Source organism: Falsiroseomonas sp. (assembly GCF_041690465.1).
Classification (GTDB): Bacteria; Pseudomonadota; Alphaproteobacteria; order Acetobacterales; family Acetobacteraceae; genus Falsiroseomonas.
In genome coordinates this window covers 76,127-100,521 of the sequence record NZ_JAWLHG010000018.1, presented here as the reverse complement: position 1 = coordinate 100,521, position 24,395 = coordinate 76,127, and the positions used below count along the sequence as shown (strand labels likewise).

Annotated in this window: 23 protein-coding genes; 10 read left to right on the top strand and 13 right to left on the bottom strand. The window is 70.9% G+C overall.

The window, feature by feature from the left end:
* Positions 1-144: 144 nt before the first annotated feature.
* The 4 genes from ACESM1_RS17815 to ACESM1_RS17800 all read right to left on the bottom strand — a co-directional run bounded on the left by ACESM1_RS17815 (position 145) and on the right by ACESM1_RS17800 (position 3,649).
* Positions 145-426: a hypothetical protein gene (locus ACESM1_RS17815; protein ID WP_372622322.1), complete on the bottom strand. Its 282-nt coding sequence runs from the start codon at positions 424-426 to the stop codon at positions 145-147.
* 79 nt (positions 427-505) lie between these two features.
* Positions 506-1,441: a 3-keto-5-aminohexanoate cleavage protein gene (locus tag ACESM1_RS17810; protein WP_372622321.1), complete on the bottom strand. Its 936-nt coding sequence runs from the start codon at positions 1,439-1,441 to the stop codon at positions 506-508.
* A 70-nt stretch (positions 1,442-1,511) separates the two neighbouring features.
* Positions 1,512-2,777: a family 1 glycosylhydrolase gene (locus ACESM1_RS17805; RefSeq protein WP_372622319.1), complete on the bottom strand. Its 1,266-nt coding sequence runs from the start codon at positions 2,775-2,777 to the stop codon at positions 1,512-1,514.
* A gap of 188 nt (positions 2,778-2,965) precedes the next feature.
* Positions 2,966-3,649 (bottom strand): M35 family metallopeptidase, encoded by a 684-nt coding sequence (locus ACESM1_RS17800; protein ID WP_372622317.1) that lies wholly within the window; start codon positions 3,647-3,649, stop codon positions 2,966-2,968.
* A 158-nt stretch (positions 3,650-3,807) separates the two neighbouring features.
* On the opposite strand from ACESM1_RS17800, the gene hpxZ reads away from it, so the two are divergent.
* The 4 genes from hpxZ (at position 3,808) to ACESM1_RS17780 (ending at position 6,863) form a co-directional block, all read left to right on the top strand.
* Positions 3,808-4,209: an oxalurate catabolism protein HpxZ gene (gene hpxZ, locus ACESM1_RS17795; protein WP_372622315.1), complete on the top strand. Its 402-nt coding sequence runs from the start codon at positions 3,808-3,810 to the stop codon at positions 4,207-4,209.
* Positions 4,206-5,468, top strand: a complete 1,263-nt coding sequence (locus tag ACESM1_RS17790; RefSeq protein WP_372622313.1) for an NAD(P)/FAD-dependent oxidoreductase — start codon at positions 4,206-4,208, stop codon at positions 5,466-5,468. The genes hpxZ and ACESM1_RS17790 overlap by 4 nt, the downstream gene beginning before the upstream one ends.
* A 100-nt stretch (positions 5,469-5,568) precedes the next feature.
* Entirely contained in the window at positions 5,569-6,333 is a 765-nt protein-coding gene (locus ACESM1_RS17785; protein ID WP_372622311.1) for a cold-shock protein, read from the top strand.
* 203 nt (positions 6,334-6,536) lie between these two features.
* Entirely contained in the window at positions 6,537-6,863 is a 327-nt protein-coding gene (locus ACESM1_RS17780) for a hypothetical protein (RefSeq protein WP_372622309.1), read from the top strand.
* Between the two features lie 3 nt (positions 6,864-6,866).
* Here the strand turns inward: ACESM1_RS17780 and ACESM1_RS17775 are convergent, their stop codons facing one another.
* Entirely contained in the window at positions 6,867-7,604 is a 738-nt protein-coding gene (locus tag ACESM1_RS17775; protein WP_372622307.1) for an aspartate/glutamate racemase family protein, read from the bottom strand.
* Between the two features lie 96 nt (positions 7,605-7,700).
* Between ACESM1_RS17775 and ACESM1_RS17770 the strand changes: the two genes are divergently transcribed.
* Positions 7,701-8,702 (top strand): Bug family tripartite tricarboxylate transporter substrate binding protein, encoded by a 1,002-nt coding sequence (locus ACESM1_RS17770; RefSeq protein WP_372622305.1) that lies wholly within the window; start codon positions 7,701-7,703, stop codon positions 8,700-8,702.
* A 15-nt stretch (positions 8,703-8,717) separates the two neighbouring features.
* Here ACESM1_RS17770 and ACESM1_RS17765 read toward each other — a convergent pair whose 3' ends face one another.
* Both ACESM1_RS17765 and gltX read right to left on the bottom strand, forming a co-directional pair.
* Complete coding sequence (locus tag ACESM1_RS17765; RefSeq protein WP_372622303.1) at positions 8,718-9,746, bottom strand: alpha/beta fold hydrolase; 1,029 nt, start codon at positions 9,744-9,746, stop codon at positions 8,718-8,720.
* A 147-nt stretch (positions 9,747-9,893) separates the two neighbouring features.
* Positions 9,894-11,291, bottom strand: a complete 1,398-nt coding sequence (gene gltX / locus ACESM1_RS17760) for a glutamate--tRNA ligase (RefSeq protein ID WP_372622301.1) — start codon at positions 11,289-11,291, stop codon at positions 9,894-9,896.
* Between the two features lie 131 nt (positions 11,292-11,422).
* Between gltX and ACESM1_RS17755 the strand changes: the two genes are divergently transcribed.
* On the top strand, positions 11,423-13,630 hold the full coding sequence (locus ACESM1_RS17755; RefSeq protein ID WP_372622299.1) for a ComEC/Rec2 family competence protein: 2,208 nt from the start codon (positions 11,423-11,425) through the stop codon (positions 13,628-13,630).
* A gap of 57 nt (positions 13,631-13,687) precedes the next feature.
* Positions 13,688-13,831 carry a hypothetical protein gene (locus tag ACESM1_RS17750; RefSeq protein ID WP_372622297.1) on the top strand — a complete coding sequence of 48 codons (144 nt, stop codon included), beginning with the start codon at positions 13,688-13,690 and terminating at the stop codon, positions 13,829-13,831.
* Positions 13,832-13,986: 155 nt separating this feature from the next.
* On the opposite strand, the gene lexA is transcribed toward ACESM1_RS17750, so the two are convergent.
* The 6 genes from lexA to ACESM1_RS17720 form a co-directional block, all read right to left on the bottom strand.
* On the bottom strand, positions 13,987-14,715 hold the full coding sequence (gene lexA, locus ACESM1_RS17745) for a transcriptional repressor LexA (RefSeq protein ID WP_372622295.1): 729 nt from the start codon (positions 14,713-14,715) through the stop codon (positions 13,987-13,989).
* Positions 14,716-14,847: 132 nt separating this feature from the next.
* The gene (gene glp / locus ACESM1_RS17740) at positions 14,848-16,053 is read right to left on the bottom strand and encodes a gephyrin-like molybdotransferase Glp (RefSeq protein WP_372622293.1); all 1,206 of its coding nucleotides are present in this window, start codon (positions 16,051-16,053) and stop codon (positions 14,848-14,850) included.
* Positions 16,053-16,529 carry a cyclic pyranopterin monophosphate synthase MoaC gene (gene moaC / locus ACESM1_RS17735; RefSeq protein WP_372622291.1) on the bottom strand — a complete coding sequence of 159 codons (477 nt, stop codon included), beginning with the start codon at positions 16,527-16,529 and terminating at the stop codon, positions 16,053-16,055. The genes glp and moaC overlap by 1 nt, the downstream gene beginning before the upstream one ends.
* Positions 16,530-16,610: 81 nt before the next feature.
* Positions 16,611-17,432 carry an indole-3-glycerol phosphate synthase TrpC gene (trpC, locus tag ACESM1_RS17730; protein ID WP_372622289.1) on the bottom strand — a complete coding sequence of 274 codons (822 nt, stop codon included), beginning with the start codon at positions 17,430-17,432 and terminating at the stop codon, positions 16,611-16,613.
* Between the two features lie 9 nt (positions 17,433-17,441).
* Complete coding sequence (trpD, locus tag ACESM1_RS17725; RefSeq protein ID WP_372622287.1) at positions 17,442-18,467, bottom strand: anthranilate phosphoribosyltransferase; 1,026 nt, start codon at positions 18,465-18,467, stop codon at positions 17,442-17,444.
* Positions 18,468-19,067 (bottom strand): anthranilate synthase component II, encoded by a 600-nt coding sequence (locus ACESM1_RS17720; RefSeq protein ID WP_372622285.1) that lies wholly within the window; start codon positions 19,065-19,067, stop codon positions 18,468-18,470.
* 449 nt (positions 19,068-19,516) lie between these two features.
* On the opposite strand from ACESM1_RS17720, the gene ACESM1_RS17715 reads away from it, so the two are divergent.
* From ACESM1_RS17715 to ACESM1_RS17705, 3 genes are all read left to right on the top strand, one after another.
* Positions 19,517-21,463 carry a PrkA family serine protein kinase gene (locus ACESM1_RS17715; RefSeq protein ID WP_372622283.1) on the top strand — a complete coding sequence of 649 codons (1,947 nt, stop codon included), beginning with the start codon at positions 19,517-19,519 and terminating at the stop codon, positions 21,461-21,463.
* An 88-nt stretch (positions 21,464-21,551) separates the two neighbouring features.
* Positions 21,552-22,844 (top strand): YeaH/YhbH family protein, encoded by a 1,293-nt coding sequence (locus ACESM1_RS17710; protein WP_372622281.1) that lies wholly within the window; start codon positions 21,552-21,554, stop codon positions 22,842-22,844.
* Positions 22,841-24,388: a SpoVR family protein gene (locus tag ACESM1_RS17705; RefSeq protein WP_372622279.1), complete on the top strand. Its 1,548-nt coding sequence runs from the start codon at positions 22,841-22,843 to the stop codon at positions 24,386-24,388. Before ACESM1_RS17710 ends, ACESM1_RS17705 begins: the two co-directional genes overlap by 4 nt.
* The last annotated feature ends 7 nt before the right edge of the window (positions 24,389-24,395 follow it).

The following is a 24,395-nucleotide window of genomic DNA, read 5'->3' as shown; positions in this document are numbered from 1 at the left end:
AACGCCATCGGCAACCTCCTTGACCGCTTCAGCCCCGAAGAATGCACCGACTACCTGCGACACTGCGGCTATGCACAGTCAGGCCAATAATGGTCTAGCACACGATGCCGCGGGCACGGCGGTCCGGAATCCGGACTCCGGAGGTCACGGGCGGGCCTGCCCCTCCTGCGGGCTGGGATGATCGCCGGGAGGGCTGCGGCGCGTCGCGGGCCAGACGGCGAGGGCGAAGACGACCAGGGCGGCGCGCGGCTCGATCCGGTCGAGGACCAGCATGACCGCGGCGGGCGGCAGGAGAAGATCGCCGAGCACAGCCAGGTTGGCCAGCACGAACGCCGCAACGGTCGCCCCGGCCCAGCCCCATGCGGCAGGTCCGGAGAGCCGCGAGAGGGCGCCCGCGAGCTGGCCGAGCGCACCGTGGAACAGCATGGGCCAGACGAAACGAGACGCCGAACGGGATGCTCAGCCCAAAGGCCAGCAGCGAAGCCGGGAGCGCCGCTCCGCCGCGTCAGAACGCCACCTTGTCGCCGCCCTTGAGGCTCAGGATCTCCCGCGCCTCCGCAGGCGTGGCCACTTCGAGCCCGAGTCCCTCGATGATCTGCCGCGCCAGCCGTACCTGTTCGGCGTTGCTCTCCGCCAGCCTTCCCGGGCCCGCCCAGAGCGAGTCCTCCAACCCGACGCGCACATTGCCGCCCATCGCCGCGGCCGTGGCCGCGACGCGCAGCTGTGAGGCGCCGGCGCCGAGCACGCTCCATCTGTAGGCATCGCCGAACAGCCGGTCCGCGGTGCGCTTCATGTGCAGCACGTCCTCGGGATGGCTGCCGATGCCGCCCTGGATGCCGAACACGGTCTGGATGAACAGCGGCGCCTTCACCAGGCCCCGGTCGAGGAAATAGCGCAGGTTGTAGAGATGCGCGGTGTCGTAGCACTCGAACTCGAAGCGGGTGTCGTTCTCGGCGCAGGTGGTCAGGATGTATTCGATATCGGCGAAGCTGTTGCGGAAGACGATGTCCTTGTTGGCGAGGTAGTCGGCCTCCCACTGGTGCTTGAAGCTCTTGAAGCGGTTGAGCATCCCGAACAGGCCGAAATTCATCGAGCCCATGTTGAGGCTGGCGACCTCGGGCCTGAACGTGGCGGCCGGGGCGACCCGCTGCTGGATAGTCATGGTCGGTGCGCCGCCGGTGGTGAGGTTCACCACGCAGTCGCTGCGCTGCTTGATGACGCGCAGGAAGGGTTCGAAGGCTTCCGGCGACTGGTCGGGGCGGCCATCCTTCGGGTCGCGGGCATGGAGGTGGACGATCGCGGCACCCGCCTCCGCCGCGCCGATCGCGGCGTCGGCGATCTCCTGCGCGGTCACCGGCAGGTGCGGCGACATGGAGGGGGTGTGGATCGCGCCCGTCACGGCGCAGGTGATGATGACCTTGCGATCGAGCTTGCCAGCCATGCGGCGCCTCCCACGGAAAGCGGCAGGGTGGCGGGCGCCGCGCTCCGGGGCAAGGCGGCGCCGCGAACCGTCAGGCTGCCAGCGGCACCTGCAGGCACCAGCTCTGGGTGGGCAGCACCTCGCGCCAGGTCTCGATCAGCCGCTTGTAGGCCAGGCCGACGCGGCGCGGCTTGCGGTCGAGGTCGTAGAGGCCGCGCGGGTTCACGTCGCCGCGCTGCTCGCGCAGCGCATGCGTCCAGTCGATCTGGTCGGTCAGCGAATACCAGGTGAAGCCGAGCACCGGCACGCCGTCCCGGCGCAGCCGCAGAATGCCGGACCACTGCTTCCACAGCCAGTGCTCCGCCTCGTCGCCGCGCGGGCCCTCGTCGAGGTTGGTTTCGGTGTGCATCACCGGCAGGCCGTAGCGGGCATGGTAGTCGCGGGTGACGGTGTCATAGCCGAACACCTCGCCCGCCCAGCGGCCATGGCCATGCGCGTTCAGGATGTGCTCGTTGGTCTGGTACCAGTCATTGCCCATCACGCAATGGCGCTTCAGGGCAGGGGCCTCGCGCAGGAAGAAATGGTAGTCCTCGCGCGACATGCCGTTGTCCATCAGGAACTCGTACATCAAGCTGTCCACGCGGCGGCCGTAGTTGAGGTCGAGCGTCAGGAAGCGCTCGGCGTTGCGGAACTCGGCATGCGGCAGGGCGGCGGGGCATTCGGCGTGGAAGGCCTCGGTGCTCTCGGACTGGATGAAGATGGCGTCGGGGCGCACGCGCAGGATCTCGCGCATCGCCAGCAGGTTGGCGCGGACGATGTTGCGGATGGCGGTGACGTAGCTCCGGTCATCGTGGCGCTGCTCGTTCCACCAGCCGTATTTCGCGCTGAAGACGGCGGTGATGAACATCTCGTTCACCGGCGTGTAGAGCTGCACCCAGGGGAAACGCCGGGCGAAGGCGCCGGCATAGTCGGCGAACAGGGCCGGGAAGTCCGGATTCTGGAAGTCGCCGATCCAGTCGGGCACGCCGAAGTGGCAGAGATCCACGATCGGGCGGATGCCGAGGCGCTTCAGCTCGGCGAAGCCCTCATCGGCGAAGTCCCAGCTGTGCAGGCCCGGCGCGCGCAGCGTCGTGTGCAGCTGCGGGCCGTAGCGCAGCGCGTCGCAGCCCAGCTCCTTCACCAGCGCGAAATCCTCGCGCCAGCGGTCGTAATGGCCGCACTCCGCCATCTGGTCGCGCCGGATGCGGCCGCCCTGGATGGTCGGTGCGCTGTTCTCGATGCCGGTGGCGAAGAGGAAGCCGTGATGCGGCGCGAGTTGCGCGCGCGTCTCGCCGGCGGGAAGGGCGGCGTCGAGCATGAAGCGGCTCCTGGCAATGGCGTCGCGTGTTGCGCGGCGGCCGGATGTCTCGACCGCCTTGCGCTCACGTATTATTGTATACGCCAACCAGCACGATGCGGTGAACCCGTAAATCCGCCGGGTCGCCACGATTTTGCCGTAGTTGCGTCGGGGCCACAGCCAGGAGGCGCGGCGAGCGGCCCGCGGGCTCAGCGCGGCAGCGTCTCCACGAAATACTCGTAGTTGTCGGCGTTCCGCGCCGCGCGCTGCGGGTCCGCCTTGGCCAGGATGAGTGCCGCCTGGGGGCCGTAGGCGTGGTCATCGGTGCCGGCGCCGAGATGCGAGGCCTCGTGGATCAGCACCCCCCAGCTGGTGTCGAAGCCCGTCGCGCTGGCGCGGAAGAAGGCCGGGCAGAGGCCGACGATGCGGCGCGAGGGCGCGGCATAGGCCATGCGCGCGCCCCGGCAGGCGGGCGGGTCGTTGCAGAGCAGCTTGAAGCGCTCCGGCTGGTCCAGCCAGACGGCGGTCAGCCGCAGCCGCTCCTGGATCTCCGGCGGTGGGGTGGTGCCGAACCAGCGCCGCAGATGGCCATGCTCCGGCTGCTCCCGCACCAGGCGGATGGCCTCCGCCATGCGTTGCCGGGCCAGGCCGAGCGCTTCCTCGATCACCAGGCGGTGCTCGCTGGCGCAGGCGGGGCCGGGGATGTCGGCGGCATGGCGCAGCGCGGCGCCAGGCTTGCCCATCGGCGTCGGCGCCAGGGTCTGTGCCGCCTCGCCCGGCGCCCCGGCGCAGGCGGCGGCGGTCAGCAGCAGCGCCAGCGACAGCGTGCGCGCCAGCGCGCGCACCTGCACCCCCTGGCGGGTTCGGGACGGGCGCGACTCGGCATCCGGCATGTCGGTGGCTCCGGGTTGGGCAGCAAGCATGCTGGCTACGGATCATGCGCGAAAGATGAACCCGTTGCGGCGCCGGCGTGGCCGGCTCGCCGCCTCGGCGGCTTTGCAGCGCACCGGCGGCAGGGCAGTCTCGCCGCCGGCAGGACAGGGGGCGTGGCGTGCAACTCGACGATCCGGCGGTGCTGGCGGAGGTCCGCGCCGTCTTCGACCGCTACGAGGCCGCGCTGATGGCCAATGAGACCGCGGTGCTCGATGCCATCTTCTGGGCCGATCCGCGCACCGTCCGCTTCGGCATCACCGAGATCCTCTACGGCCATGACGCGATCCGCGCCTTCCGGGCCGGGGTGAAGGGCTATGCGCCGCGGGTGCAGAAGAAGGTCCACATCGTCGCCTTCGGCCGCGACTTCGCAGCGACGCATCTGGAATACGAGCGCGTCGGCACCGGGCTCATCGGGCGCGAGACCAAGATCATGGCGCGTATGCCTGAGGGCTGGCGCGTGGTCTCGGCGCATGTCTCGCTGCTCGGCCAGGCCGATCCGGGGCGGGAGATGCGACGGTGAGCGCGCATGTCGCGGTGATCGGCGCCGGCATCGTCGGCGCCGCGACGGCGCTGGAGGCGCTCTCGGCCGGGTTCCGCGTGACCATCATCGAGCCCGGCGATCCGGGCGGCGAGCAGGCGGCGTCCTACGGCAATGGCTGCTGGCTCAGCCCGATGTCGGTGATCCCGCCCTCCACGCCGGGGCTGTGGAAGAAGGTGCCGCGATTCCTGATGGATCCGCTCGGCCCGCTGGCGATCCGCTGGTCGTACTTTCCGCGGGTCGCGCCCTGGCTGGTGAAGTACCTGCTCGCCGGCTGGACGGAGGCGAAGGTGGAGGCCATCGCGCGCGCCATCCGCCCGCTGCTGCAGGGCGCGCCGGCGCTGCACCGCGAACTCGCCGCCCGCGCCGGCGTGGAGCGCCTGATCGAGCAGCGCGGCCTGATGTACATCTACGAGAACCGCGCCCAGTTCGAGTCCGAGGCGATGGCCTGGCGGGTCCGGCGCAAGGTCGGCATCGAGTGGCTGGAGCTCGACGCCGACGAGATGCGCCAGCGCGAGCCGGAGCTCGACCGCCGCTACGGCTTCGGCGCGCTGGTGGAGGAGGGCGGGCATTGCCGCGATCCGGGCGCCTATGTCGCCGCCCTGGTCGCCCAGGCGCAGGCTGAGGGCGCCGCGTTGATGCGTGCGAAGGCGACCGGCTTCCGAATCGAGGGCGCGCGCCTCAAGGCCGTGCTGACCGATTCAGGTGAGGTCGCGGCAGACCGCGCGGTGATCTGCGCCGGTGCGCATTCGAAGGCGCTGGCCGCCGCCGCCGGCTCGAAGGTGCCGCTGGAGACCGAGCGCGGCTACCACGCCATGGTGCTCGATTCCGAGGTCGGCCCGCGCACGCCGCTGATGCCCTATGACGGCAAGATGTCGGTCACCTGGACCGATCGCGGCCTGCGCTGCGCTGGCCAGGTGGAGATCGCCGGGCTGGAGGCCGCGCCCAACTGGAAGCGCGCCGAGATCCTGCGCGACCATTTGCTGCGCAGCTTCCCCAACCTGCCGCGCGACCTGCCACCGGAGCGGGTGAGGGTCTGGATGGGCCATCGCCCCTCGATGCCGGACGGGCTGCCCTGCCTCGGTCCGGCGGCGGCGAGCCGGGATGTGCTGCTGGCCTTCGGGCACGGCCATGTCGGGCTGGTGGCGGCACCCCGCAGCGCGCGGATCGTGACGGCGATGCTCGCCGGGAATGAGCCGGAGATCCCGGTGGCGCCGTTCCGCCCATCACGCTTCGCTTGACTTCGTTTTCCGCTGGTGTTCGGCGCGGGCTGATGCCATGTTCAGTACTGGCGGCCCCGCATCGTGTCGGGTCGTGTCTGCTAGCGGATTGATACGTATCGTGTTTCCCGAGAATGAACAGGGTGGCGACGGCCCAATCGAGGCCGAGGTCAAGTGGTACAACGCCCGAAAGGGGTTCGGCTTCGTCCTCGGCCCGGATGGGCAGGACGTTTTCTTCCACGCCTCCGCCCTGACGGAAGCGGGAATCGAGCCGCCGGAAACCGGCGACAAGCTGAACTGCGAGATCGGCACTGACCGGCAGGGTCGGCGCCTCGTCACGCGGATCCACAGCGTGATCAAGGGCCCCGGGGGCGGCGACCGTCCGCGCGGCGGCTTCGGTGATCGTCCCCCGCGGCGCGACTTCGGTGGCGGCGGCGGCGGCTTCGGCGATCGTCCCCCGCGGCGCGACTTCGGTGGCGGCGGCGGCTTCGGCGATCGTCCCCCGCGGCGCGACTTCGGCGGTGGCGGCGGCGGCGGCTTTGGCGCCCCCCGTGGTGGCGGCTTCGGCGGCGGCGGCGGTTTTGGCGGCGGCGGTGGTGGCGGCTTCGGCGCACCGCGCGGCGGCTTCGGCGATCGTCCCCCGCCGCGGCGCGACTTCGGCGCCCGCGACGAGGGCGGCCCGACCTATGCGGTCAGCGGCACCGTGAAGTGGTTCGACCAGGTGCGCGGCTTCGGCTTCGTCACTCCCGATGATGGTGGCCAGGACGTCTTCCTGCATTCCTCCGTGCTGCAGCGCGCCGGCAAGCAGGATGTGCAGCAGGGCGAGAAGGTGGCGCTCGACGTGCGGGACGGCCAGCGCGGCCGCCAGGCCGTCACCATCAAGTAGTCGCTCGCGCAGATCGCGCGTGCCGAAGAACCCCGGTCGCCTCTGGCGGCCGGGGTTTTTTCATGCCGTGGCGCTTGGCGGCGGGCGTTAACCACTTTCTCGCCGCATCCCTCCCGCAGCCATCGGGCGTTAACGCTTCGTTTACCCCCGCAATGAAATCTGGCTGGGCGTCCCGTAGCGCAACGGACGAGGAACCGCCCCGCATGCCATCTCCGCTTCCCGCCGCCCGCAGCTGGCTTGCCGCGGCCTCCTCCCTTTCAGTGTCGGAACCCGGGCGATCCGGAAGGCGGCCGGCGGGGCTCGTCGCTGCGGTGGCGGGCATCGTCGCCGTCGCGGCGGAACGCGCCCGCGCCGCCGGCGACCTCGGCGCCTTGCGGGAGGCGATCGAGCGCGCGCTCGATGCCGCCGCGCCGCCCGCCGGCGACCCGCGGGAGCCCGGCGCCACCGACCTGCCACGCATCACCGACGCCGATCCCGCACTCGAGCAGACCCGCCTGCGCGCCCTGCTCGCCCGGCCGCAGCCGGGCTGAGGCTCAGAAGCGCCGCGGCCGCAGCCCGCCGTGGAACCAGCTCACCAGCGTGTAGATGTCGTAGACCGGCAGCCCCAGCGCCTCGTGCAGCGCCGCCGCGTAGGGCGGCATGTTGGTGCATTCCAGCACGATGGCGCCGACCTCCGGATGCCGCGCCACAAGGCGCCGCCCGGCATCCAGGATGTCCTGCTCCGCCAGCGCGACATCCATGTCCTGCTTCTCGGCACGGATCAGCACGCGGAAGAATTCCCGCCCGCCTTCGGTGCCCTCCACCGGGATGTCCTGCGGAACGCCGGCCGCGGCCAGATGCGCGGGCGTCAGTGAGCCGCGGCTGACGGTGATCACGCCGACCCGCTGGCCCGGCGGCAGCATCGCCTGCACCCAGGGCACCTGCAGCAGCGAGGAGGTGGCCACCGGCACCCGCACCGCCGCCGCCAGCTCCGCCTGGAGCAACGACAGGAAGCCGCAATTGGTGGTGATCGCCTCGGCGCCGAGATCCACCAGGTCACGCGCGGCCGCGACGAAGTCGTCCAGCAGGCCCTTCGCCCCCTGCAGCACCACCTTCTCCGGACTGGCGCCGCGCACGACACGGAACAGCACAGGGAAGGGCCAAGTGGCGGCGTTCCCCATGTCGCCGGGGATTCGCGGAAAGCGCGCTTCGAGCATCAGGATGCCGAGCGGCGCGCCGTAGATGGATTTGCCGCCGCGGGCGAGGCGCGGCGCAGCCCTGGTGTGGTCCATGGGCCGAAGCGTAGATCGGCATTGCCGGGCGCAACAGGGCTTGCGCTCCGGCCGCTTGGCGCCTTCAACTCCCGCGGGAACCACGGAGAAACCGAGATGAAGCTCGCCCGCCGCCTGCTTGCCCTGCCGCTGCTTGCCGCGATCGCCGCCCCGTCGGCGCCGGCGCTGGCACAGGGCGCCGCCTGGCCCACCGCACGCCCGATCGAGATGGTGATCGGCTTCCCGAACAGCTCCGGCGTCGGCATCTATGGCCGCAAGCTGGCCGACGAGCTGACGCGCGCGCTCGGGCAGACGGTGGTGGTCGTGCCGCGCACCGGCGCCGGCGGCAACGTCGCCTCCGACTTCGTCGCCAAGGCACGGCCGGACGGCTACACGATCCTTTTCGGCACGGCCGGGACGCACGCGATCAACCAGGCGCTCTACCGCCGCCTGCCGTTCAACGTGCTGAACGACTTCACGCCGATCGCCCATCTCGGCGACGTGCCGAACATCCTGACCACCAGCGTGGAGCGCCGGCCGCAGTACCGCACCTGCATGGACGTCATCAACGACGCCAAGGCGCGCCCCGGCGCGCTGAACTACGGCAGCACGGGCAACGGCGCGTCCACCCATCTCGCCGGCGTGCGCTTCGCCCGCGCCGCGGGTCTCGACGTGGTGCATGTGCCCTTCGTCGGCCAGGCCGGCGTGGTGACGGCGCAGCTCGGCGGGCAGATCGACTACTTCTTCAACCAGACCGGCCCGGCCATCGCGATGATCCAGCAGGGCCAGGTACGCGGCCTGGCGGTGACCACCCGCGAGCGCGTGCCGGCGCTGCCCGACGTGCCGACGGTGGCCGAGGCGTGCAACCTGCCGGGCTTCGAGAGCACCACCTGGTACGGCATCTTCGGCCCCGCCAACCTGCCCGCGCCGATCACCAACCGCCTGAACGAGGAGATCGTGAAGATCATCTCCGCGCCCGACTTCCGGCGCTGGCTGGTCCAGGACCAGGGCATCCAGCCGCCGACCGTCCGCACGCCCGCCGAGTTCCGCGCGGTGCAGGAGCAGGACGTGCAGCGCTGGGGGCAGGTGGTCCGCGACGCCGGAGCAACGGTGGACTGACCGGTCGCGCCCCGCTCAGACGGGCGCCGGGAAGGCCGGCACCGGCGCTACGGTGGCAGCGGCGATGCGCTCGATCGCCGCTGCCACCAGCCCGGGCGCGCCGTGGTGCACCATGTGGCCCATCCCGGGAACCAGGGTGAGCTCGCTGTCCGGCAGCTCGTCGTGCAGCCGAAGCGAGTGGCGGCCGACATCCACGATCCGGTCCTCCGCCCCGGCGACGATGGCCACCGGCAGCCGCCGCAACTCCGGATAGCGCGGCGCGGCGGCGCGCACGCCCGGGATCATGAGGGCAGCCTCCTCCGATGCGGCCCGGAGCTGCGACGGGCGCAGCATCATCGGCACCGGGACGGCCTCGGTGAAGGCGGGCGGGACCGGCATCGGCGCGAACATCCGGCGGATCATGCGCGGCGCGATCAGCCGCCCGGTCAGGGGCGCCAGCGTGTGGCGCAGGATATCGCCGAACAGCGGCAGCGCGGCCGGGGAGAAGGCGACCACGTCCGCACGCGCGGTCGGGTAGTAGTATCCCGCCGCCAGCACCAGGCCGGAGACCGCCCGTGGATGAGCAAGCCCGAGCGCCATCGCGACCAGCGTGCCCCAGGACTGCCCCACCACGACGGGTCGCTCGAGTCCCAGCCGCGCGAAGGCCTCGGCCAGCACGGCGGCCTGTGCCGCGGGCGTCCAGGCGCGGTCGCGCGGGCGGTCGCTGTAGCCGAAGCCGGGACGATCCAGGGCGATGACCCGGCGCCGGCCCGCAACACGGCCGAACACGCCGCTGGCGACCCAATCCTCGGCACTCACCGAGTTTCCGTGCAGCAGCACGACCGGCGACGCATCGCCGTGCCCGGCCTCGAGATAGTGGAGGCGGATGCCGCCGGCTGCGAGGAAGCGCCCGCGCGGCGGGTGCTCACGCTCGGCGCGCCGCGCATCCGCCTGCGCCTGGAGCGCGGCGGCGCCAAGCGCCGCGGCGGAGCCAAGCAGGATCGCCGCCACGCGCTTCGCCGCACCGCTGCGGCCCCGGAGAGCCGGTGTCGCGTTGTGGGACATCTGCATCCTCCGGGCTGTCCGGCGCCGCGCATGCGGCAGGGCATGACCGCACCGCGCGGCATCGCAGCAGCCCAACGGACCACGGCACGGCAGGTTGCGAGGGCGGCTCGCCGGGGCTCCGCGAACCGCGCTCGGCCGGGTCCGACGTCAGCCCTCCGCCGCCGCCAGGATGCGCAGCACCGCCTCGCTCCGCCCGAGCGCGGCGAGCACCGCGTCGATCGGCGGGCTCTGCGTGCTGCCGGTGAGGGCGGCGCGCAGCGGCTGCGCCACAGCGCCGAGCTTCATCCCCTTCACCTCGGCATAGTCGCGCAGCCACTGCTGCAGGTCCGCGCGCTCCCAGGGCGCGTCCCCGAGGAACTGCGCGAGATCGGCCAGCAGCGCCTTGGCCTCCGGCGTCATCAGCGCGGCCGCCTTGGGCTCCAGCGTCGGCGGGCCTTCATGCACGGCGAAGGCGGCCGAGCCGGCCAACTCCTCCAACGTCTTCGCGCGCTCCTTCAGGTCGGGCATCAGGGCGCGGACCCGCTCGCCGCCGTCGGTGCCGAACAGCACGCCGCGCCTGGCGAAGCGCTCCAGCACCTCGCGCGTCAGCCGCTCGTCATCGGCGGCGCGCAGATAGACCCCGTTGAAATGGGTGAGCTTGGCGTAGTCCATGCGCGCCGCGGCGCGGCCGACATCGGCGATGTCGAAGATGCGGATCGCGTCCTCGCGGCTGATGATCTCGGTGTCGCCATGGCCCCAGCCGAGGCGCAGCAGGTAGTTGCACACCGCCTCCGGCAGGAAGCCCTGCTCGCGGAAGTCGATCGCGCCCACGGCGCCGTGCCGCTTCGAGAGCTTGGCGCCGTCCGCCCCATGGATCAGCGGCACATGGGCGAAGTGGGGGCGGCGCCAGCCCATCGCGTCATAGACCATGCACTGGCGGAAGGTGTTGGTCAGGTGGTCGTCGCCGCGGATCACATGGGTGATCTGCATGTCGTGGTCGTCCACCACCACCGCATGCAGGTAGGTCGGCGTGCCGTCCGAGCGGAGGATGATCATGTCGTCGAGTTCGCTCGCCGCGACCCGCACCTCGCCCTGCACCAGGTCGTGCACCGTGGTCTCGCCTTCACGCGGGGCGATGATGCGGATGGCGGGTGCGACGGCAGGGGCGTCCTTCGCGTCCAGGCCGATCCAGCGGCTGCCGTCGTATTTGAACGGCCGCTTCTCCGCCTCCGCCGCGCTGCGCATCGCCGCGAGCTCCTCCGGCGTGTCATAGGCCAGGTAGGCCTTGCCCATCGCCAGCAGCGCGCGCGCCACTTCGGCGTGGCGCGGCTCGCGCTGGCTCTGGAACACTGGCGGCTCGTCCGGGCTCAGGCCGAGCCATTCCAGGCTGTCGAGGATCTGCTGCACCGCCTCCGGCGTGGAGCGCTGCTTGTCGGTGTCCTCGATCCGCAGCAGGTACTGGCCGCCATGCCGGCGGGCGAAGAGGAAGTTGAACAGCGCGGTGCGCGCGCCACCGATATGCAGGTAGCCGGTGGGCGAGGGGGCGAAGCGGGTGCGGACCGACATGGATGTCCCGGTGATTCTGCTGAGCCGCGTTCCTAACGCAGCTTGGCGCCGGGCAGAACTGCCGCGGCCCATCCGATGAGCGCTTCTCCGGATGGTTGCAAAGTGGGCGTCGATTAACGACTGTAGCGCGAGTGAGCCTCGCCCTGGTCCGGATCGAGCGGCCCGAAGGGGATGAACCCGGCCTCGTGGCGCGGCTGCGCGTCAGGGCGATGGGGCTGGCTGCGCGCCAGCAGGGCCGCTTCGCGCCGTGGCTTGCGGTGGCGCTCGGGGCTGGCGTGCTCGCCTATTTCCAGCCGGCCGAGGAGCCTACCCAGGGGGCGCTCTGGCTGGCGTCGCCGTTGGCGGCGCTGGCAATCTGGGTGGCACGACGGGCGCGGCTGGCGGGTTGGGCGCTCGGGATGCTGGCCGCGGCGCTGCTCGGATTCGGGATCGCCGGCTGGCACGCGGCGCGGCAGCCGCCGGCGCTCGACCTGCCCTCCACCGCGGTGGTGCTGACCGGCCGGGTGGCGCAGGTGGAACTGCTGCCCCAGGGGCGGCGGGTCACGCTCGAAGGGGTTCGACTCGGCGAAGGGGAGGCGCTGCCGCGGCGGCTGAGGGTGCGGTTGCGCCCGGCCGATCCGTCGCGGCCGGCGCCTGGAGATACGCTGCGGATCCGCGCGCTGCTGCGGCCGCCGCCGCCGCCGGTGGTGCCGGATGGATGGGACTTCCAGCGCGCGGCCTATTTCTCCGGGCTGGGCGGCTCCGGCTTCGCGCTCGGCCCGGCCGAGGTGATCCCCGCCCCGCCCTCGCTGCCGGGATTCGCCCGGCTGCGCGCCGCCGTGGAGGCGCGGGTGGAGGCGATGATCCCGGGTGCCGCGGGGGCGGTGGCGGCGGCGCTGCTGACCGGCTCGCAGGCCGCCATCCCGCCCGCCGAGATGACGGCGATGCGCGATTCCGGGCTGGCGCATCTGCTCTCGGTTTCGGGGCTGCACATGACGATCGTGATGGGCACGACCTTTGCGGTGCTTCGGCTTGCGATCGCGCTGGTGCCCTGGCTGGCGCTGCGGGTGCCGGGCAAGACGGTGGCGGCGGTGGGCGCGTTGGCCGCGGGCATCGGCTACACGCTGCTGACCGGCGCACAGGTGCCGGTGCAGCGCAGCCTGGCGATGGCGGCGCTGGTGACGCTCGGGCTGGTGGTCGGGCGTCGTGCGCTGACGGTGCGCAGCCTGGCCATCGCCGCCGCGCTGGTGCTGCTGCTCGCGCCGGCCGAAGTGCTCGGGCCGTCCTTCCAGATGTCCTTCGCAGCGGTGCTGGCGCTGGCGGCCGGGTGGGAGGTTCTGCGCGGACGCCTGCCGGCCGCCGGCCCGCGGGCCGGCTGGCGGCGGCGCCTGGTGCTGGCGGTCTTCGGCCTGGTGGTGACGTCCGTGCTGGCCGGGGCGGCGACGGCGCCGATCGGGCTCTACCATTTCGGCCGGCTGCAGCTCTACGGCGTGGCGGCGAATGCGGTGGCGGTGCCGCTGACCTCGCTGCTGGTGATGCCGGCTGGAATGCTGGCGCTGGTGCTGATGCCGTTCGGGCTCGAGGCGCCGGCGCTCTGGGCGATGGGCCAGGGGGTGGAGGCGATCCTCGCTTCGGCGCGCACCGTGGCCGCCTGGCCGGAGGCATCGCCGTTGCGCGCGCCGCCGCCGGGCCCGGCGCTGGCGCTCGCCGCCTTCGGTTTCTGCTGGCTCGGGCTGTGGCGCGGACGGCTGCGGCTGCTCGGCCTGCCGGTGATGGCTGCGGCATTGGCCGGGGGGATGGCGCAGCCTCCGCCGGACCTGCTGGTCGCCGGCGATTCGCGGCTGATTGCGCTGCGCACCGCGGACGGCGTCTTCCTGCACCGGCTGCCCGGCGCAAGTGCCTTCGCGCGCGATGCCATGCTGCGCCGCCTGGGCGTGGCGGAGGCGGCGCCGCTGCCGGCGGAGGGCGTCGTTGCGAGGGGGGCGATCGCCTGCACCCCGGCCGCCTGCCGTTTCCGGCCGCACCCGGGGTCGCCGGAGATCGTGCTGTTGCGCACCGCTCCGCCGGCCCGCGGTGCGCGGCGCGGCGAGCCGCCGGACCGCGTCGAACTGGCCGAAGCCTGCGGCCGGGCCGCGCTGCTGGTGGCGACCGAGCCCATCCGCCCCCGCTGCCGTGCGAGCGCCGCGATCGATCGTTTCACGGTCTGGCGCGAAGGGGCCCAGGCGGTGCGGCTGGGCCACGCCGGATTGCAGGTGCAGTCGGAGCGCGGGTCGCGCGGGCGCCGCCGCTGGGTGCCGCCGCTGCCGATCCCGGGGCGCCCGGAGGCGCTGCCGATGGCGCCGCTGGATCGCGGCGCGTAATCCTTCCTTCACTCTTCGTCGCGCAAGCTGGCCCTCGGCAGGACAGGGAGGATCGCGATGAGCTTCCAAATCACCACCACAATGGCCGATGCCGCCTGGCTGGTCCTCGGCACGCTGCTGGGGGCCGGCGCGATGCTGCTCCGGCGCAAGCTGCAGGACTGGCGGGAGGCGCGGCTTTCGGCGGAGTGGGATCCCTACTGATCCCGGCGGCCGCCTTCAGCCACTCGCTGAGACCCCTGTTTCGCGCCCTCGAAGGCCGGGCGCCGGCATCCGCCAGATCTCGAATGGATGGACTGGAATTGCCCTGAGTACGCTCAGGGCAATTCAGTCTTGTACGATCCCGCCCGCCGCGCCGGTCAGTAGCGGCGCAGCAGGCCGATGAGGCGGCCCTGCACACGGACCCGGTCGGGGCCGAAGATGCGGGTTTCGTAGCTCCGGTTGGCAGGCTCCAGCGCCACCGAATTGCCGCGTCGGCGCAGCCGCTTCAGGGTGACCTCGGCCTCGTCCACCAGCGCCACCACGATGGCGCCGTTCTCTGCCGTGTCACCGCGGCGGATGATCACCGTGTCGCCGTCCAGGATGCCAGCCTCGATCATCGAATCGCCGGCGACCTCCAGCGCGTAGTGCTCACCGCTGGCGAGCATGGCGGCCGGGACCTCCACGCTGGCACCGGAATCGCGCAACGCCTCGATCGGCAGGCCGGCGGCGATCCGGCCGTAGAGCGGCAGGTGCACCGCTGGTGCCTCGTTCGCGGGCTTGGGGACGCCCGGCAGGTTGGCGGCGAAGTTGCCGCGGATGACGTTGGGCGCGAAGGTCGGGGCCGCAGCGGGCGGCGGGGCCGCCATGGCGGGTGCGGCGCGGGCCCCGACGTTCTCCGGCAGCCGGATCACCTCCAGCGCACGGGCGCGATGGGCGCGACGCTTGAGGAAGCCGCGCTCCTCCAGGGCGGTGATCAGCCGGTGGATCCCGGACTTGGACTTCAGGCGCAGCGCCTCCTTCATCTCCTCGAAGGAAGGCGAGAACCCGGTCTCACGCAGGTGCCGGTCGATGAACATCAGCAACTCGTGCTGCTTCCGCGTGAGCATGGATCCTCCTGTCTCCCAGCCGGCGCACGCTTGTCCCAGGCCGGCGAACAAACGGGCAACCGATGCGAGTGTTCTAGGTAGGTTCTCCGCGTCGCGTCAAATGTTTTCCACAAGACAAGGCTGTGAGCCGGCTCAAATGCCGAACTGGCCGAGCGGAATGGCCTCGACCTCCGCCCCTTCCGGCACCGCCGGCGCGTAGGGCGGGCGCAGGATCAGGGCCTCGGCGCGGGCCAGTGTGGCGAGCATCGAGCTGTCCTGCAGCGGGAAGGGCGTGGCGACCGGTCGCCCGTCCCGGTCGGTGCCCAGCGAGCTTCGTAAATGATCGAATCGCCTGTCGTTCTCCGCCAGGGGTGCGCCGGTGCGCACCAGCAGCGTGGCCGGTGGCGCGGCGGGCAGGCCCGACATGACGGCCAGCGCCGGCACCAGGAACTGCACGGCGCAGACCAGCGCCGAAACCGGGTTGCCGGGCAGGCCGAGCACCGGCGTCCGCCCCAGCCGCCCCCAGATCAGCGGCTTGCCCGGCCGCATGGCGATCTTCCAGAAATCGAGCGCGAAGCCTTCCGGCCCGAGCGCCTTCTGCACCAAGTCGTGCTCGCCGACGCTGGCGCCGCCGGTCGTCACCAGCATGTCGCAGGCGCGCGCGGCGGAGGCGGCGGCGGCGATGGCGTCGCGGTCGTCGGGCGCGATCGGCAGGATCAGCGGCTCGCCGCCGGCGGCGCGGACCAGGGCGGCGAGGGCATGGGCGTTGCTGCTGACGATGCCGCCCGCGGGGATCGGCTCGCCGGGGAGGGCGATCTCGTCGCCGGTCGCCAGGATCCCGATCCGGGGGCGGCAATGCACCGTCACCCAGGGATTGTTCCCGGCGGCGGCCAGGCCGATGTCGCGCGCGGTGAGGCGCCGCCCGGCCGGCAGCAGCGTGTCGCCGGCGGCGAAGTCGAGCCCGGCACGGCGGATCCAGCGGCCGGGCTTCACCGTCTCCTTCACCGTGACCTGGCCCGCGGCTTCCTCGGCATCTTCCTGCAGTAGGATGGCGTCGGCGCCGGGGGGGACGAAGCCGCCGGTGAAGATGCGCACCGCCTGGCCGGGACCGATCGCGCCGGCGAAGGGGTGGCCCGCCGGGGCTGTGCCGATCACGGCGAGCCGCGCGCCTTCGCTGCCGTCGGCGCCGCGCAGCGCATAGCCATCCATCGCCGAGACATCGGCAGGTGGCTGGGTCAGCCGTGCCGGGACGGGGCGGGCGAGGACGCGGTTCCAGGCCTCGGCGAGGGCGATGGTCTCGGCCGGGGTGGCCTCCAGCGCGGCCAGGATGCGGGCGCGGGCTTCTTCAAGCGCGAGCATCACTCAGCCTCGTAAATGCCGGATTTGCCGCCGGATTTGTGCATCACGCGCACTGCCTCGATGCGCATGCCGCGGTCCACCGCCTTGCACATGTCGTAGATGGTGAGCGCGGCGACGCTGACGGCGGTCAGCGCCTCCATCTCCACCCCGGTCTGGCCGGTGAGCTTCACCATCGCCTCGATCTCGACGGCGTCGGGGGGCGCGGGGGTGAGGTCCACGGTCACCTTGCTGATCAGCAGCGGGTGGCAGAGCGGGATAAGCTCGGAAGTCTTCTTCGCCGCCATGATCCCGGCGATCCGCGCCACGCCGAGCACGTCGCCCTTGCCGATCTGGCCTTGCTGGATGAGGGCCAGGGTCTCGGGCCGCATCACGATGCGCCCGCGCGCGACCGCGGTGCGCGATGTCTCCGGCTTCGCGGAGACATCGACCATGGCTGCCTGGCCGGCTTCGTCGAAATGCGTGAGCTTGTCCGCCATCCCCGCAGCATAGGCCCGGAGCCGCCTACGGGGGAGGGTCGGACCGGGGGATCGGGGCGTGGCGAGCCTGCCCGGCCGCCGCTAGCCTGGCAGGGCGTGAATCAGCTCGCGCGCCGCCGCGGTCACGTCCGGCTGGCGCAGCAGGTGCTCGCCGACCAGCAGGCAGCGCGCACCGGCCTGGCACATCCGGCGCACATCCTCGGGCGTGCGGATGCCGCTTTCGGAAATCGGGATGCGGTCGGCCGGGATCAGCGGCACCAGCTGATCTGAAGTGTCAAGATCGGTCACCAAGGTCTTGAGATTGCGGTTGTTCACGCCGATCAGCCGCGTCTCCAGCCCGAGGGCGCGGTCAAGCTCGCGGCGATCATGCACCTCGGCCAGCACCGCCATGTCGAGGGACCGGGCGATATCCTCCAGCTCCTCTGCCAGCTCGTCCGGCAGCGCGGCGAGGATCAGCAGGATGCAGTCGGCGCCCATCGCGCGCGCCTCGAAGACCTGCCAGGGATGGACCATGAAATCCTTGCGCAGCACCGGCAGCGCGCAGGCGCCGCGGGCGGCGGCGAGATCCTCCGCCGAGCCATGGAAATAGGGCGCATCGGTCAGCACGGAGAGGCAGGCGGCGCCGGCATCCGCATAGGCGCGGGCCAGCTCGGCGGGATCGAAGGGATCGCGGATCATGCCGCCGGAGGGCGAGGCGCGCTTGATCTCGGCGATCAGCCCGACGCGGCCCTCGGCCACGGCGTCGCAGAGCGCGCCGGTGAAGTCGCGGGTGGGGCCGGCCTGGGCGGCGCGCCGCTCCATCTCGGACAGCGGCACGGCGGCGGACCGCTCGCGCACCTCGGTGTGCTTGTCGGCCAGGATGCGGGCGAGCGTGTCGGACAGGGTCTTGGTCGGTGCGTTCATGTGCTTGTCTCAGCTATCCGGAGTCTCGGCCGGTGCCGCAGCGGCGGTGCGCAGCTTCCGAAGCACGTCCAACGCCCCGCCAGCGTCAAGGCTCCGCGCCGCCATCGCGGCACCCTCCCGCAGCGTCGCAACGCGCCCGGCGACGATCAGGGCGGCGGCGGCGTTCAGCAGCACGCAGTCCCGATAGGCGCCAAGCGCGCCTTCCAGCAGCGCCTGCAGCGCGGCGGCATTCTCCGCCGGCTCGCCCCCCTTCAGCGACTCGGCCGGGGCAGGGGCGAGGCCGGCGTCCTCCGGTGTCACCTGGAACTCCCGGATGCTGCCACCGGCCAGCTCCACCACCTGGGACGGGCCGGCGAGAGTGAGCTCGTCGAGGCCCTGGCCATGCACCAGCCAGGCGCGCTCGGTGCCGAGCCGGGCCAGCGTCTCGGCCATCGGGCGCAGCCAGGCGGGGGCGAAGGCGCCGGTCATCTGGCGTTTCACTCGTGCGGGGTTCGCCAGCGGGCCGAGCAGGTTGAAGATGGTGCGGGTGCCGAGCTCCATCCGCGGGCCGGCGGCATGGCGCAGCGCGCTGTGGTGGCGCGGCGCCATCAGGAAGCACATGCCGGCCTCGGCCAGGATCGCCGGCAGCCGATCGAGCGGCGTCTCCATCACCGGGATGCCGAGGGCGGAGAGCGCATCGGCCGCGCCGGATTTCGAGGACAGCGCCCGGTTGCCGTGCTTGGCGACCTTCACGCCGCAACCCGCCACCACCAGTGCGGCGGCTGTCGAGATGTTGAGCGTGCCCGCCGCGTCGCCCCCGGTGCCGACGATGTCCATCGCATCCGCCGGCGCTTCCACCGCGATCATGCGGGCACGCATGGCGCGGACGGCGCCGGTCATCTCGGCGACCGTCTCGCCGCGGACGCGCATGGCCATCAGCAGCCCGGCGATCTGCGCGGGCGTCGCCTCACCGGCCATGATCATGCCGAAGGCGGCTTCCGCCTCGCTCTCGGCGAGGCGCTCGCCAGCAGCGAGACGGGCCAGGATCGCCTTCATCTAGGCGACGACCGGCGCATTCCTGCCCGCGCGCACGCCGGCGAGCGAGAGGAAGTTGCGCAGCATGTCGTGGCCGTGCTCGGAGGCGATGCTTTCCGGGTGGAACTGGACGCCCCAGATCGGCAGGTCACGATGCGCCAGGCCCATCACCAGCCCATCCGCGGTGCGGGCGGTGGGGATCAGCGCCTCCGGCAGGTCCTCGACCACCAGCGAATGGTAGCGCGTGGCGCGGAAGGGGGAGGGCAGGCCGGCGAAGATGTCGGTGCCGGAATGGGTGATTTCCCACACCTTCCCGTGCACCGGCGCCGGCGCGCGGACCACCTTGCCGCCGAAGGCCTGGCCGATCGCCTGGTGGCCGAGGCAGACGCCAAGCAGCGGCAGGCGGCGCGCCGCGGCGGCGGCGATCAGCGCAAGCGAGATGCCCGCCTCGTTCGGCGTGCAGGGACCGGGCGACAGCACGACCGCCTCCGGCTGGAGTGCGAGCGCCTGCTCCACCGTCAGGGCGTCGTTGCGTCGAACCTCCACCACTGCCCCAAGATCGCCCAGGAAGTGATAGAGATTGAACGTAAAGCTGTCGTAGTTGTCGAGCAGCAGGATCATGCGGCGGGATCGTCGTCCCGAGCGGCGGATGAATCAAGACATGGTTCAGCGCGGTGCTGGCTTGCGGTGCGGGCGTGGCCGCGCGTGCGGTCCGTCGGTGGGCGATCGCCCGCGGGCGCCCCTGCCTGCCGGAAAGCGACGCCGTATGCCGCCGACACAATATTGCGTGAGACATCCTGACCTGAATCAGTAGCAGGAACTGACTGCTGCTGAAATTCGCCCCCGGCGAGGGATGTCATCAACTGACGAAGATGCGGGCAATCGACTGCGCGGTTTCGCGTCATCACGCCGTTACATCCGGCACGTGTTGCATTTCGTGGCGTGGCGTTGCCGCGGAGTGATACCATGTCTTTTGGGCCGGGCAGGGGACACGGAAGCGTGACCGGACAAGCGCATCATCCGGCCGGTTTCGCTGACGTTCCATTGCCGCTGGCGTTTTGGAGCGGCCGATGCAGATCTTCGATGACGTCTTCTCCGGCTACGCGCGCGATTACGATCGGCGCCGCGACGCCGAAATGTCCTTGCAGGAATACCTCGAGGCGTGTCGCCACGACCCGACCATGTTCGCCTCCGCCCCCGAACGAATCCTCGCCGCGATCGGCGAGCCGGAGCTGGTGGACACGGCGAAGGACCCGCGGCTCGGGCGCATCTTTCTCAACCGCACGATCAGACGATACCCGGCCTTTGCCGAGTTCTACGGCATGGAGGAGACGATCGAGCGCATCGTCGGCTTCTTCCGCCATGCCGCGCAGGGGTTGGAGGAACGCAAGCAGATCCTCTACCTGCTCGGACCGGTCGGCGGCGGCAAATCCTCGCTCGCGGAGCGGCTGAAGGCGCTGATGGAGGTGATGCCCATCTATGCGCTGAAAGCCGGCGACCAGGTCAGCCCGGTCTTCGAAAGCCCGCTCGGCCTGTTCGATGCCGAAAAGCACGGCGCGGTGATGGAGGACAAGTACGGCATCCCGCGCCGGCGGCTCGGCGGCTTCATGAGCCCCTGGGCGGTGAAGCGCCTGGATGAGTTCCGCGGCGACATCTCCCGCTTCCGCGTGGTGCGGCTGAACCCCTCGCGACTCCGGCAGATCGCGATCGCCAAGACCGAGCCGGGCGACGAGAACAACCAGGACATCTCGTCACTGGTCGGCAAGGTGGATATCCGCCGGCTGGAGCAGTACGCGCAGAACGATCCGGACGCCTACGGCTTCTCCGGCGGGCTGAACCGCGCCAACCAGGGCATGCTCGAATTCGTTGAGATGTTCAAGGCGCCCATCAAGATGCTGCACCCGTTGCTGACCGCGACGCAGGAAGGCAGCTACATCGGCACCGAGAACATCGGCGCCATCCCCTTCCAGGGGATCATCATGGCGCACTCCAACGAGGCCGAGTGGCAGGCCTTCCGCAACAATCGGAACAACGAGGCCTTCATCGACCGCATCTACGTCATCAAGGTGCCGTACTGCCTGCGGGTGACGGAGGAGCAGAAGATCTACGACAAGCTGGTGCGCACCAGCGAGCTGGCCGCGGCGCCCTGCGCGCCCGGCACGCTGGAGATGCTGGCGCGGTTCTCCGTGCTGTCACGCCTGAAGAAGCACGAGAACAGCAACCTCTACTCCAAGCTCCGCGTCTATGATGGCGAGAGCCTGAAGGAGACCGATCCGCGCGCGCGGTCCCTGCAGGAGTACCGCGACGCGGCGGGCAACGACGAGGGCATGGACGGCATCTCGACGCGCTTCGCCTTCAAGGTGTTGGCGGCCACTTACAACCACGACACCAGCGAGGTCGCGGCCGATCCGGTGCACCTGATGTACTCGCTGGAGCAGGCGATCCGCCGCGAGCAGTTCGGCGACGACACCGAGAAGCGCTACCTCGAGTTCATCAAGGGCGAGCTCGCGCCGCGCTATGCGGAGTTCATCGGCAACGAGATCCAGAAGGCGTATCTGGAAAGCTACTCGGACTATGGCCAGAATCTGTTCGACCGCTACGTGGCCTATGCCGACGCCTGGATCGAGGATCTCGACTTCAAGGATCCCGACACCGGGCAGCTGCTGAACCGCGAGGCGTTGAACCAGGAGCTGACCAAGATCGAGAAGCCCGCCGGCATCGCCAACCCGAAGGACTTCCGCAACGAGGTGGTGAAGTTCTCGCTGCGGGCGCGGGCGGCGAATGCGGGCAGGAATCCGTCCTGGACCAGCTACGAGAAGATCCGCGAGGTGATCGAGCGGCGGATGTTCAGCCAGGTGGAGGACCTTCTGCCGGTGATCAGCTTCGGGTCCAAGAAGGACCAGGAAAGCGAGCGCAAGCACGACGAGTTCGTCCGCCGCATGACCAGCCGCGGCTACACGGAGCGGCAGGTTCGGCGACTGGTGGAGTGGTACATGCGGGTGAAGCAATCGGGGTGATGAGTGCGACCTTCTCCATGAGCGAGCAGCCGGCGCGCCCCGCTTCGGGCGCGCCGGGATTGCTCCCGGCGATTGAGGGCCTAGGATAATGCAGATCGTGGACCGCCGGCTGAATCCCGGCGGCAAGAGCCTCGCGAACCGACAACGCTTCCTGCGTCGCGCGAAGGACATGATCCGCGACGCCGTGCGCAACACGGCCGGCGAGCGAAGCCTGAAGGACATGGAACGCGGCGGCGAGGTGAGCATCCCCGCCTCCGGCGTGAAGGAGCCGCGCTTCCACCGCGACGCCGGAGGCTTCCGCGAGCATGTGCTGCCGGGCAACAAGGAGTATGTCGAAGGCGACACCATCCCGCGCCCGCGCGGCGGCGGCGGCGGCGGCAACGAGGGCAGCCCCGATGGCGAGGGCGAGGATGCGTTCCGCTTCGCGCTGACGCAGGATGAATTCCTCGACCTGTTCCTCGAGGATCTGGAACTGCCGGAGCTCGCGAAGAAGCGCGTGGTGGAGGGCGATGCCTCCGGCGTGCGCCGCGCGGGCTTCGCGACGCAGGGCTCGCCGGCGAACCTGGCGCTCGGGCGGACCATGCGCAACGCGATGTCGCGCCGGCTTGCGCTGCGCCGCCCGAAGCCGCAGGAGCTGGAGGAGCTGGAGGAGGCGCTGCGTCTCGCGGAGGAGAACGACCCCGCCGAGGCCGAAGCGCTGCGCGGGCGGATCGGCGTGCTGCGGCAGCGCGCCATGCGCATTCCCTATATCGACCCGATCGACGTGCGCTACCGGCAGTTCGAACCGGCGCCGAAGCCGATCGCGCGCGCGGTGATGTTCTGCCTGATGGATGTCTCGGGCAGCATGACGGAGGGAATGAAGGACCTCGCCAAGCGCTTCTACCTGCTTCTGCACCTGTTCCTGAAGCGCCGCTACAAGCAGGTGGAGGTGGTTTTCATCCGCCATACGCACGAGGCGAAGGAGGTTGACGAGGAGACCTTCTTCCGCAGCCCCGAGACGGGCGGCACGGTCGTTTCCACCGCCTTCGAGGAGATGATCAAGGTGATGGAGGCGCGCTACAGCCCGGCGGACTGGAACATCTACGTCGCGCAGGCCTCCGACGGCGACAACACCAGCGCAGACAACGACCGCACCGCGCATCTGCTGGCCGACCGCGTGCTGCCGGCGAGCCAGTATTTTGCCTACCTCGAAGTGGGCCGCGAGGATGATGGCGGGCCGATCGGCTTCATGCCGCGCGAGACGGAGCTGTGGCGCACCTATGGTCGGCTGCGCACGGTGGAGCCGCGGCTGGCGATGCGCAAGGTGCGGCACCGCAAGGACATCTACCCCGTGTTCCGAGACCTGTTCCGCAAGGGCGCGGTGGAGGCGCAGAAGGCATGAATGCCATCGGGAAGGACCGGCTGCTGTTCCCCGGCGCGGATTGGGATTTCGACACGCTGCGCCGGATCCACGATGCGTGCGGCGAGATCGCCATCGGCGAGCTTGGCCTCTCGCTCTATCCCACCCGCATCGAGGTCATCTCGGCCGAGCAGATGCTTGACGCCTATGCCGCGAACGGCATGCCTGTTCTCTACCGCCACTGGTCCTTCGGCAAGCGCTTCGCCCGGCACGAGATGCTCTACCGCCGCGGCATGCAGGGCCTGGCGTACGAGATCGTCATCAACTCCTCCCCGTGCCTCTGCTACGTGATGGAGGAGAACACGGCGACGATGCAGGCGCTGGTGATCGCGCATGCCGCATACGGCCACAACCACTTCTTCCGCAACAACCACCTGTTCCTGGAGTGGACGGATGCGCACGGCATCCTCGACTACCTGGAATTCGCCCGCGGCTACATCATGAACTGCGAGGACAAGTACGGCGAGGCGGCGGTCGAGCGCGTGCTGGATGCCGCGCATGCGCTTTCCTCGCACGGCGTGTTCCGCGTGCCGCGCCGGCGCATCCCCGACCTCGCCAGCGAGGAGCGGCGCGAGCGCGAGCGGCGCCAGCACGAGGAACGCATCTACGACGACCTCTGGCGCACCATCCCCGGCCCGAAGAACGCGCCGGGCGCGAAGGCGGAGGAGGCGCGGCGCCGCGCGCTGCTGCAGCTGCCGCAGGAGAACCTGCTCTACTTCCTGGAGAAGACCGCCCCGCGCCTGAAGCCCTGGCAGCGCGAGATCCTCCGCATCGTCCGCCACGTCGAGCAGTATTTCTATCCGCAGCGCCAGACCAAGGTGATGAACGAGGGCTGCGCCACCTGGGTGCACCATCGCATCATGACCAGGCTGCATGAGCAGGGACGCCTCTCGGACGGGCAGTATCTCGAGTTCCTGCACAGCCACACCAACGTGGTGTTCCAGCCGACCTTCGACGATCCGCGCTATGGCGGCATCAATCCCTATGCGCTCGGCTACGCCATGATGGAGGATATCGCGCGCATCGCGACCGCCCCCGATGACGAGGACCGCGCGTGGTTCCCGGACATCGCCGGCCACGGCGATGCGCCGGCGGTGCTGCGGGAGGCGTGGGCCAATCACCGCGACGACAGCTTCATCGCGCAGTACCTCAGCCCGCGGCTGATGCGGCGGCTGCGCCTGTTCCACCTGGCGGACGACCAGGCGGAGGAGGAGCTGCTGGTCGGCGCGATCCACGACGAGCGCGGCTATCTGCGGGTGCGTCGTGCCCTTGCGCGGCAATACGACATCGGCCGCATCGATCCCGACATCCAGGTGGAGGATGTGGATCTGACGGGCGACCGCCGCCTGATGCTGCGCCATGCCGTGCTGGACCGGCAGATGCTGGAGCCGGAGGAAGCGCGCCAAGTGCTGCAGCAGCTCGCCGACCTCTGGGGCTATGGCGTGCTGCTGCGGGAGGTGGATGCAACGAGCGGCGCGGTGCTGCGCGAGCATCACGCCAGCGCGCGGCCGGGGATCGTGGAGTAGGCTCGGC